Below are 462 nucleotides of genomic sequence, written 5' to 3'. Positions count from 1 at the left end.
AGCTTGAGCGGCTCCAGGGCGCCGAGATCAACGAGGCGAAGAAGGTGCTCGCGACGGAGGCCACGGCGCTGCTGCACGGACGCAAAGCTGCCCAGGTTGCCGCAGAGACGGCACAGCAGACTTTCGAGCAGGGGGTTACGGCGGACACGCTCCCCTCCGTCGAGGTGCCCGTGGCCGAGTTCGAGGCCGGGCTCGGGATCGGGCCGGCCTTCGTGCGGGCGGGCCTCGCCGCCTCGAACGGGGAGGTGATCCGCGCGAGTGCGAACGGGGCGATATCGGTCAACGACGCACGCGTTACCGACCGAGCGCGCACGGTCCGAGTTTCAGATCTCGCGGAGGGCGTGGTCAAACTCTCGTTCGGGAAGAAGAAGCACGTCCTGCTAAGGGCCGTGTGACCGCGCTCCGGGCGGGGGTCAGTCGGCTCGTTCGGTGCCAGGACGCGCCGGCCGCGCGGGCCTTCGC

Annotated in this window: 1 protein-coding gene; it reads left to right on the top strand. The window is 70.1% G+C overall.

From position 1 onward, the window contains the following. A partial coding sequence (locus AC2JF9_RS09020; RefSeq protein ID WP_500727086.1) for a hypothetical protein occupies positions 1-395 on the top strand: 395 nt, incomplete at its 5' end. Positions 396-462: the final 67 nt, after the last annotated feature.

Source organism: Lactobacillus sp. C449L, assembly GCF_059900815.1.
This window is presented reverse-complemented; position numbering and strand designations above follow the sequence as displayed.